The organism is Micromonospora sp. NPDC049580 (genome assembly GCF_040675595.1).
Taxonomy (GTDB): Bacteria; Actinomycetota; Actinomycetes; order Mycobacteriales; family Micromonosporaceae; genus Micromonospora.
In genome coordinates this window covers 1-9,663 of record NZ_JBFAPG010000221.1, presented here as the reverse complement: position 1 = coordinate 9,663, position 9,663 = coordinate 1, and the positions used below count along the sequence as shown (strand labels likewise).

At 73.2% G+C, this 9,663-nt stretch carries 7 protein-coding genes; 3 read left to right on the top strand and 4 right to left on the bottom strand.

Going from position 1 to position 9,663, the window contains the following annotated elements:
- Positions 1–77 precede the first annotated feature (77 nt).
- Positions 78–548: a heme-degrading domain-containing protein gene (locus AB0J68_RS18500; protein ID WP_363939575.1), complete on the bottom strand. Its 471-nt coding sequence runs from the start codon at positions 546–548 to the stop codon at positions 78–80.
- Between the two features lie 24 nt (positions 549–572).
- A complete protein-coding gene (locus AB0J68_RS18495) occupies positions 573–2,024 on the bottom strand; it encodes an SDR family NAD(P)-dependent oxidoreductase (protein WP_363939573.1) in 1,452 nt (483 codons plus the stop codon).
- A 180-nt stretch (positions 2,025–2,204) separates the two neighbouring features.
- Here AB0J68_RS18495 and AB0J68_RS18490 point away from each other — a divergent pair, with 180 nt between their 5' ends.
- A complete protein-coding gene (locus AB0J68_RS18490) occupies positions 2,205–5,384 on the top strand; it encodes a BTAD domain-containing putative transcriptional regulator (RefSeq protein ID WP_363939571.1) in 3,180 nt (1,059 codons plus the stop codon).
- Positions 5,385–5,391: 7 nt separating this feature from the next.
- Here the strand turns inward: AB0J68_RS18490 and AB0J68_RS18485 are convergent, their stop codons facing one another.
- The gene (locus AB0J68_RS18485) at positions 5,392–6,219 is read right to left on the bottom strand and encodes an ABC transporter permease (RefSeq protein WP_363939570.1); all 828 of its coding nucleotides are present in this window, start codon (positions 6,217–6,219) and stop codon (positions 5,392–5,394) included.
- Positions 6,216–7,196: an ATP-binding cassette domain-containing protein gene (locus AB0J68_RS18480; RefSeq protein WP_363939568.1), complete on the bottom strand. Its 981-nt coding sequence runs from the start codon at positions 7,194–7,196 to the stop codon at positions 6,216–6,218. The genes AB0J68_RS18485 and AB0J68_RS18480 overlap by 4 nt, the downstream gene beginning before the upstream one ends.
- A 281-nt stretch (positions 7,197–7,477) precedes the next feature.
- On the opposite strand from AB0J68_RS18480, the gene AB0J68_RS18475 reads away from it, so the two are divergent.
- The gene (locus tag AB0J68_RS18475) at positions 7,478–8,419 is read left to right on the top strand and encodes a hypothetical protein (protein WP_363939566.1); all 942 of its coding nucleotides are present in this window, start codon (positions 7,478–7,480) and stop codon (positions 8,417–8,419) included.
- 409 nt (positions 8,420–8,828) lie between these two features.
- On the top strand, positions 8,829–9,614 hold the full coding sequence (locus AB0J68_RS18470; RefSeq protein ID WP_355136640.1) for a serine protease: 786 nt from the start codon (positions 8,829–8,831) through the stop codon (positions 9,612–9,614).
- Positions 9,615–9,663: the final 49 nt, after the last annotated feature.

The following is a 9,663-nucleotide window of genomic DNA, read 5'->3' as shown; positions in this document are numbered from 1 at the left end:
CCGCGGCGCGCGCCGGACGCGGCCGCCCGCGGTCGCGTTTGTGCGGGGGGCGGGCGGCGTCCGGCGGTTGCGGGGGGCTAGCGCGCGTTGCCGCGCAGGATGTCGACGACGAAGCGGTGGTCGTCCAGCTGCGGAAGCCCGGAGACGCCCATCCAGCCCACGACGCCGGTGCCACGAACGCGCAGTGGCACGGCGCCTCCGGCCGCGGCGTAGCGTGCGGCCGGTAGGCCGAACTTCTCGGTGAGCGTCGTCTGCTTGTCCTGGCAGAGCCGGGCCATGTAGAGCGACGAGTGCTCGAACCGCATCACCACGCGCCCCTTGCGGCGCAGCCACGCGTCGTTGTCCGCCGTCGAACCGGGCAGGCCACAGTGGAACAACTGCCGTCCGGTCCGCCACACACCTACGGAGATCGGGAGCCCCCGCTGGGCGGCGGCGGTGACGGCCCGCACGCCCAGCTCGTACGCGTCGGTCTCGGTCAGGCCCGCGAGCTCCAGCTCGTTCTCCTCGCGCTGCAGCTCGTCAAGCGTCGGCCACTGGTCAGATGACATGTGTTTCTCCTCGTCGAGCGTCGTTCACCAGGCGCAGGGCGCGTAGTCCTTCAGGAAACAGCCGTACAGGTCCTCGCCCTGCTCGCCCCGGACGATCGGGTCGTACACCCGGGCCGCGCCGTCGACGAGGTCCAGCGGGGCGTGGAACCCCTCGTCGGCCAGCCGCATCTTGGTCGGATGTGGCCGCTCGTCGGTGATCCAACCCGTGTCGACGCTGGTCATCAGGATGCCGTCGGTCAGCATCTCCTGTGCGCTGGTGCGGGTCAGCATGTTCATCGCGGCCTTGGCCATGTTGGTGTGCGGGTGCCCCGGGCCCTTGTAGCCACGACCGAACTGACCCTCCATCGCCGAGACGTTCACCACGTACTTGCGGCGGGCCGGCGCGGCGGCCATCGCCGGACGTAGCCGGCTGACCAGCACGAACGGCGCGGTGACGTTACACAACTGCACTTCCAGCAGCTCGACCGGGTCGACCTCCTGCACCCGCTGGACCCAGCTGTTCACCGAGTCGAGATCCGGCACCAGCCCGCCGGCGTCGATGGCGGTGGACGCCGCGATCCGCTCGGGCGACGCGGAGCCGCTGGTCAACGCCAACGCGGTGAGCGCGTGCGGGGTGAGTGCGGCCGACTCCGGCCCGGCCGTGAGACTGCCGGCCGGGCCGCCCGGCTTGGCGAACGTGATCAGCTCCGGCAGGGGGCCGTCCGGCAGGGCCGCGGCCTCCGCGGCGACGAGCTGGGCGTACGCCCCGGGCGAGCGGCGGACGGTCTGCGCCGCGTTGTTGATCAGGATGTCGAGGGGGCCCTGGCTGCTCACCGAGTCGGCGAGGGCGATCACCTGGGCGGGGTCGCGCAGGTCGATCCCGACGATCCGCAGGCGGTGCAGCCAGTCCCCGCTGTCGGGCATCGCGGCGAAGCGGCGCACCGCGTCGTGCGGGAACCGCGTGGTCACCGTCGTGTGCGCGCCGTCGCGCAGCAGCCGCAGCGCGATGTACATGCCGATCTTGGCCCGGCCGCCGGTGAGCAGCGCGCGCCGGCCGGTCAGGTCGGTACGGGCGTCGCGGCGCTCCCGGTTCAGGGCCGCGCAGGACGGGCAGAGCTGGTGGTAGAAGGCGTCCACCTCGCGGTAGCGCTGCTTGCAGATGTAGCAGCCGCGCGGGTTGTGCAGGAATCCCGCAGTCGTGCCGGTGGTGGGGGAGGCGAGGGGGATGCCCTGGGTCTCGTCGTCGATCCGGCCGGGGGCGCCGGTGGCCGTGGCCTCCGTCACCGCCCGGTCGGCCGCGATGATGGCGTCGCGCCGCTCCTCGCGTCGCCGCTGCTTGATCACCTTGTAGAGCTTCGCGGTGGCCCGCTGCACCCGCACCACGTCCGGGTGGTCGGACGGGAGGGCCTCCAACGCCTCGAAGACGCTGAGACAGGTCTCCAGCCGGTCCCGGTCAATGCCGGCCTGACCGTTTTGGGCAATCTTGTCCACTGTCATGCGTCGCTGTCTCGTCCCGTTTCCTGTGCCGGATTCGCCGGTCCACCCCAAGTCCGACCCGAAACTGTACGCACCACGCCGTCCCGGACGCATCCCGCGCCGCGCTGCCCACCCGGGAGGACCCTCGCGCCGTCCGACACCCTGCTCGGTGTGGTGGTTGGCGTGGGGGATGCTGGTTGCGTGCAGATCACGATCCTCGGTCCCCTCGCCGTCAACGGCCGGCCGGTCCGGGGCGAGCGGTTGGCGGCGGTGCTCCGCGCACTCGTCGACGCGCGTGGCCGGGCGGTCTCCACCAGTCTGCTCGTGGACGCGGTGTGGGACGGGGCGCCGCCCGACGACGCGACCGGCGCGGTGCAGGCGCTCGTGTCCCGCGTACGCCGTCTCGGGCTGCCCGTGGTGGCGGTGCCGGGCGGATACCGCCTGCCCGCCGACGAGGTCACCGTCGACGCGGTCGAGGCGCGGGCGCTCCTCGATCACGGGCGTGCCACCCTGCGGGCCGGCGACGCGCGGGCGGCCCGCGACTCGGCCGACCGGGCCCGTGCCCTGTTCCCCGAGGTACCGGAGATCGTCACCACCGAGGACGCCCGCCTGTTCGCCGACGTCGCCGCGCTGCGCGCCGAGGCGGCGCTCGCCGGTGCGGGGCCGTACGACGAGGCGGACCTGCGCCGGCTCGCCGCCCGGACGCCCCCGGACGAGCCGTCCGCCGCCCTGCTCGTGCGGGTGCTCGCCGCGCAGGGGCGGGAGGCGGAGGCGTTGGAGGTGGTCGAGCGCCTCCGTGACGACCTGGCCGAGCGCTACGGCACCGACCCGTCACCCGTGATCAACCAGGTCCATCTGGCGCTGCTGCGCGGCGAGCTCACCGCGCCGGCCGTCGTCGCGCCACCCCGTCCGCCGGCGCGGATCGCCCTGCCCGCCGCGTGGCGCCGGCCGATGACCGCCCTCGTCGGCCGCGAGCGCGACGTCGAGGCCCTGGACACGGCGCTGGACGAGTCGGCTCTCGTGACGATCGTGGCGGCCGGCGGCGCCGGCAAGACCCGCCTCGCGGCCGAGGTCACGCGGCGCACGGCGGCGGCCGGGCAGGCGGTACGCGTGGTCGAGCTGGCCGGGCTGCGCTCGCCCGACGAGGTGCTACCCACGGTGCTCGCGGCGCTCGGTGGCGCGGACACCTCGACGACCGGCGGCAACCTGGGCCTCGAACGGCGGGTGCTCAGCCCCGAGGAGCGGTTGCGGGCCCTGGCGCCGGACCTCGACGGGCTGGTCGTCCTGGACAACTGCGAGCATGTCCTCGACGCGGTGGCGGGCGTCGTCGCCGACCTGCTCGCGGTGACCTCCCCGGAGGTCGCGGTGCTCGCGACCAGTCGTGCGCCGCTGGGCCTGGCCGGCGAGTGGGTGCACCGACTGACCGCCCTGCCGGACTCCGACGCGCTCGGGCTGATCGAGTCCCGGGCGCGGGCCGGCGGCGCGGTACCGACCTGGGACACCGCGCGGGCTCTCGCGCTGTGCAACCGGCTCGACAACCTGCCGCTGGCCCTCGAACTGGCCGCCGCGCGACTGCGGCACATGCCGATCGACGACGTGCTCGCCGGGCTGACCGACCGGTTCGCGCTGCTCGACGACGCGCTGCGGGGCCTGCCGGAACGGCACGCGAGCCTGTGGGCGATGGTCGACTGGAGCCGGGAACTGCTCGCCCCCGACGACCGTGCGCTGCTGGAGCGGATCGCGGTCATCCCCGCGCCGTTCACCGCGGACCTCGCCGCCGCGGTCGCGCGGACCCCGGACGTGCGGCGGGGTCTGGCGAGGCTCGTCGAACAGTCCCTGCTGACCCTGGTCGAGGGGGACGGGCCGCCCCGCTACCGGATGCTGGAGACCGTCCGCGAGTACGGCGAGGCCCGTCTGGACGTTGCCGGTGACCGGGGCGTGGCGATGGCCGGTCTGGTCGGCTGGGCCCGGGACGAGGCCGTCGGGCTCGCCGGTCGCCTCGTGGGCCCCGGCCAGGTCGAGGCGCTGGACCGTTGCGCCGCCGAGCAGGACAACCTGGTCGCGGGCCTGCGGTGGGCGCTGGAGCAGGACGACGAGCCGGCCGTCGTCGACGTCGCCACCGCGCTGCTGCACCTCTGGACGGTGCGCGGCCTGCACCTGGAGGTCCTCGCGTGGGGGCGCGGGCTGCTCAACGTCGACGAGCCGCAGCGGCGTCGACGCTCGGCGATCCTGCGGGGCCGGGCCAGCGGCCGGCCCCTGCCGCACGGAGACCGACTCGCCTGGACATGCGTATTGATCAGCGTGAACAGCGGCATCAGCGCCGACCTGCGGCCCGCCGTGCTCGCTCGGCGCGCGCTGCGGACGCTGCTCGCGGAACGACCCGCCGAGGTGTCGCCGCGGCTTACCGCATTCGCCGTGGCGTTGCCCGGCTTCGACGAGTCCGACCTGGAGCAGAGCCTGAAGAGCGCGAACGAGATGATCGCGCACCCGGACCCGTACGTGCAGGCGCTCGGCCTGATCGCACGCGCGGCGGTACGGGAGAACAGCGGCCTGCCGGAGGCGTCGATCGACGACGCCGAGCAGGCGTACCACCGCTTCGAGGTCGCGGGCGACCACTGGGGCATGGCGATGGCCGCGGGTGCCGTCGGGCAGTTCCTGCTCCCCGGCAGGGAGGGGCGGTCGGCCGAGTGGCTGGCGCGCAGCGTCCGGCACATGGAGATGATCGGCGCCCAGCAGGACGCGCGGTCGATCCGGGTGCGGCTGGACGTGCAACTCGCCCTGACCGGCGACGCGGACGCGGAGCGGCGACTCGGTGAGACGGCGACGCCGGGCCAGGCCGAGCAGATGGACGTGGCGCAGGCGCTCCTCGGCCTGGCGCACCTCGCCTGGCAGCGGAAGCGCTACGACGAGGCTCTCGCCCACGCCGACGAGGTGAACCGTACTCTCGCCGGCTGGACCGGGCCGCCACCGCAGCCGCGCGTGATGGTGCGGGCCTCGGTGGCGGTCCTGTACCTGCGGGTGGCCGACGCGCGGGGGGTGTCGGGCACCGACGCCGCCGCCCAGGCGGCTACGTTGCTGGCGCTCGCCCGCGACGACGCGCTGAACTCGAAGGACCTGCCGGTGATCGGGGCGTGGGCGTCGGGCGGCGCGGAACTCGCCGCGTACCGGGACGACATCGCCACCACCCGCGAACTGTCCGCGCTCGCGAAGCGGCTCGGGACGCACATGGAGCTGTTCTTCCCGAGCGGGCGCAGCGAACGACTCGACGCCGCCCTCGGTGACGAGGAGCAGCGTGAGTCGTTGGTGTCCGCCTGGCGCGCCCGGCCGGTGGCCGCGGCCGTCACCCGGATCCGTGAGCTGATGGAGGACCTGCTCGTCTAGCCCGGCGTCAGACCTTCTTGCGGTACGCGCGCAGCGCCAGCGGCATGAACACCGCCACGAAGCCGGCGCACCAGGCGAGCGTCCACCACACGTGCGCGTCGAGCGGGGTGCCGAGGAACAGCCCGCGTACCGAGGCCACCAGGTGGGTCATCGGGTTGACGTTCACGAAGGCCTGCATCCAGCCGGGCAGGGTGTCGGTGCCGACGAACACGTTCGACCCGAAGCTCAGCGGCATGATCAGCGCGAACATCAGGCCCTGCACGGCGCCGGGGGTGCGCACCTTCATCGACACGTAGACCGGCAGCCAGCTCAGGCAGAGCGCGAACAGCACCGCGAGCAGGCACCCGGCGATCGCCCGGAACGGGTCGGTGTCGATCCGGAAACCCATCAGGTAACCGATCGCGAGGGTCGAGACCGTGACGATCACATACCGGACGACGTCGCCCAGGACCGCGCCGACCAGCGGCGCGGAGCGGGGGATCGGCAGCGACCGGAACCGGTCGAAGATGCCCTTGGCGATGTCGGTGTTGAGGTTGACGCCGATCGCGATGGCCCCGGTGGCGATGGTCTGCGCCAGGATTCCGGGTAGCAGGAACTGCAGGTAGTCGTGGGTGGATCCGGCGACCGCGCCACCGAAGATGTAGACGAAGATGATGAGGAACAGCACCGGTTGCAGCGTGACGTCGATCAGTGCCTCGGGCGTCCGCCAGGTCTTGATGAGGCTGCGTTTGGCAAGCGCCAACGAGTGCCGCACGAGCCGGAACGGTCGCGGCTTCACCGCGGCCGTCGACAGCGCGGGGCTCGCGGTGGGTGGTGCGCCGACCAGGGTGCTCATGCCGCTACCTCCGTACGGGAAGTGGTGTCGTCCTCGGATGCCGTACGCCCGGTGAGGGTGAAGAACACCTCGTCGAGACTCGGCAGGTGCAGGGAGAGTTCGGTGACGGAGATGCCGGCGGCGGCGAACCGCGCCACGCTCTCGGTCAGGGCCGTGTCGTCGGTGACCGGCACCGCGAGCACGCCCTTGCGGATCTCGTCGGCCTGGCCGCCCGAGCCGACCTCGGTCAGGATCGCCGCGGTCCGGGAGAGCTGCGCCGGGTCCGCGGGCCGGACTTCGAGGGTCTGTCCGCCGACGATCCGCTTGAGCCCCTCGGGCGTGTCGTGCGCGATGACCCGGCCGTGGTCGATCACCGTGATCGCGTCGGCCAGCGCGTCGGCCTCCTCCAGGTACTGGGTGGTGAGCAGCACCGTCGAGCCGTTGGCCACCAGCGAACGGACCACGTCCCACATGTCCTCGCGCTTGGCCGGGTCCAGCCCGGTCGTCGGCTCGTCCAGGAAGATCACGTCCGGCGAGCCGACGAGACTGGCGGCCAGGTCCAGCCGCCGCCGCATGCCCCCGGAGTAGGTCTTGGCCGGTCGGCCGGCGGCGTCGGTCAGGTCGAACCAGTCGAGCAGTTCGGCGGCCCGTCGACGGGCGCCGGCGCGACCCAACTCCAGCAGCGTCCCGAACAGCTCCAGGTTCTGCCGCCCGGTCAGGTCCTCGTCGACCGAGGCGTACTGGCCGGTGAGGCCGATGCTCTGCCGGACCCGCTCGGCGTCGCGGACGACGTCGAAGCCGCCGATCCGGGCGCTGCCGGCGTCCGGGGTGAGCAGCGTGGAGAGGATGCGCACGGCGGTGGTCTTGCCAGCGCCGTTGGGGCCGAGCACGCCGAGCACGGTCCCCCTGGGTACGGCGAGGTCCACGCCCTGTAGCGCCCTCGTCCTCCCGAATGTCTTGACGAGGCCCTCGGCCTCGATCACCAGGTCGGTTGTCATGTCCCAGAGCGTGCGCCGGTCGCCTGACACCGCGCCGACACCGCACCGACACCCCCGCCGACACGGGCCGACACCGGGGGCGGGCTCCAGAGGGCGACCGACGGCCCCGGGTCGCGATATGCTCGCGACGGCAGAGCGCCTGCCCGCGCCCGATGTGGTGGCCCACGCCCGACCACATGCTCGGGGCCAAGAGTCGCCGACTCCGCGCCGTCGTGTCGACCCCCGGTGTGTCCGTCACGCCGCCCGTTCGGTGAAGTGCGTGGGGCTGCACCGGAGGCGTCATGTCTGATCTCCCGTCCCGCCGTACCCCGGTTCCGGGCCGTGCCCGCAGGCGCGCCATCCGGGAGCAGGCGGCCCGCAGCGGCGTCGCCTACTCGGTGGCTGCCCGGCAGCTCGAATCGGTCGGTCTGGCACCCGGCGAGACCCTCGCCACGTACGGCCGGACGATCTATCCGATCGGCGTCGACCCGTACCGTCAACTCCTCGTCGACCGCCGCGAACGGCGCTCGTTCGACGAACGGCGGGCGGACACGCGCCGGGCGGCTGCCCTGCCGGAGGGCCGCGCCGCGCACCTCGTCGACCGTTTCCCGCCCAGCCGGGGCCCGGCCGGCACGGGAGTCGGCGGGCTCTACCACGGCGAGGGTCGGCAGGAGTTGCTCGCCATGCTGTACCTCGTGGTCGCAGCCGAGTCGCCGGGGCTGCTGCCCGAGGTGGGGGACGTCGCCTGGATCGCCGAGCTGGGCGAGGACACGGCGGTCGACACGGCCTGCGCCGACGCCGACCGCGAGGCCCGTCGGCTGCTCGACCGGGAGCCGGCGCGGCTGTGGTCGGCGATCGAGGAGGCGCTCGTCGCCGCCAAGGCCGGCCTCGACTGGCAGCTCCGCCAGGGCGCGATCCGCCAGGGCGCGCTGCTGCGCACGATGATGACACCGCGGCTGGGGTACGCGGGCGAGCCGTACGTGCCGGGACTGCCGATCACCGGCGTACGGCAGATCCTCGACGCGCTGCTGATCGTGGCCGACGACGGGCACGCTCCGGGCACCCGGGTACGTCGTGTCGCGGGGACGGACGACGCTCAGCTGGCCACGATAGTCGGTGCGCGGTGGGGTTCGGCCGGGCCGCCGGTGGGCTACCTCGTCTGGCCTGACCGCGCGACGACGCCCGTGTCCGTCCCGGCCGACGGCCTGGTCGTGCTGGCCGGTCAGGAGTCCGTCGGGCGGTGAGCCGGCCAGCGTCGGGTCCACGGTCCGGAATCCGGGGTTGGTCGCCTCGCCGGCCGCTGCCATACTGACGGTGGCGCCCGTCGATGTCAGTTGGGCCCGGGGGAAGCCCTCCGCAGAGCGCGGACGGTGGGGGTCGAAACCCGGAGGCCGCGATGGACCTTGTCCCCGACGCTGACGCCCTCTCCAGCCTGGTCGACCTGCTCGGCGCCGTGCTGCAACTGACCGCCGCGGTGGTCAGTCTCGCGGCGGTCGTCACCGCTCGCGGGCGTCGCCGCCGGCGGGGCGGGATCCATAACCCTGGGGTACGACCCAGAGAGGATGACCCGCAACATCCATGCTAATCAATACGATGACCGCTATCTCGATCAGGTGCGCTCACAAGGCGTGCCGTTCCGAAGCGGAGGATTGCATGGTTCGCTGGCGTACCCTCACTGGCCTGGTGGCCGCCGCGCTGGCTGCGGCCAGCCTCACCCTCGCGGCGCCCGCTGCCGCGGCCGACAGCCCCGTCACGCCGAACGTCGTCGGCGGCACCCGCGCCGCGCAGGGCGAGTTTCCGTTCATGGTGCGGCTCTCGATGGGGTGCGGCGGGGCCCTCTACAGCTCCCGGCTGGTGCTCACCGCGGCGCACTGCGTGGGCTCGACCGGCACCAACACCAGCATCACCGCGACGCTCGGGACGGTCGACCTCCAGTCGTCCAGCCGGATCACCGTCCGGTCCAACTACGTCTACCGCGCTCCCGGCTACAACGGCGCCGGGAAGGACTGGGCGCTGATCCGCCTCGCCACCCCCGTGACCGGGCTGGACACGTTGAAGATCGCCACCACGACCGCGTACGACAGCGGCACCTTCACCATCGCCGGCTGGGGTGCCGCGCGCGAGGGTGGCAGCCAGCAGCGGTACCTGCTCAAGGCCACCGTGCCGTTCGTCAGCGACTCCACCTGCAACTCCAACTACGGCGGCGACCTCATCCCCGCCGAGGAGATCTGCGCCGGCTACGCCAGCGGCGGTACGGACACCTGCCAGGGCGACTCGGGCGGCCCGATGTTCCGCCGCGACGCCACCAACGCGTGGATCCAGGTCGGCATCGTCAGCTGGGGCAACGGTTGCGCCCGACCCAACTACCCGGGTGTCTACACCCAGGTGAGCTACTTCGCCTCGTCGATCGCCTCGGCCGCGGCGAGCCTCGGCGGCTGACGACCCGCTGACGGACGACCTCGGGCGGCCCGGACCGTGGTCGTCCGAG

Excerpts from the sequence above, each read along its gene's own strand:
- AB0J68_RS18475 (WP_363939566.1), top strand. The coding sequence starts at position 7,478 with ATGTCTGATCTCCCGTCCCGCCGTACCCCGGTTCCGGGCCGTGCCCGC.
- AB0J68_RS18500 (WP_363939575.1), bottom strand. The coding sequence starts at position 548 with ATGTCATCTGACCAGTGGCCGACGCTTGACGAGCTGCAGCGCGAGGAG.
- AB0J68_RS18470 (WP_355136640.1), top strand. The coding sequence starts at position 8,829 with ATGGTTCGCTGGCGTACCCTCACTGGCCTGGTGGCCGCCGCGCTGGCT.
- AB0J68_RS18480 (WP_363939568.1), bottom strand. The coding sequence starts at position 7,196 with ATGACAACCGACCTGGTGATCGAGGCCGAGGGCCTCGTCAAGACATTC.
- AB0J68_RS18495 (WP_363939573.1), bottom strand. The coding sequence starts at position 2,024 with ATGACAGTGGACAAGATTGCCCAAAACGGTCAGGCCGGCATTGACCGG.
- AB0J68_RS18485 (WP_363939570.1), bottom strand. The coding sequence starts at position 6,219 with ATGAGCACCCTGGTCGGCGCACCACCCACCGCGAGCCCCGCGCTGTCG.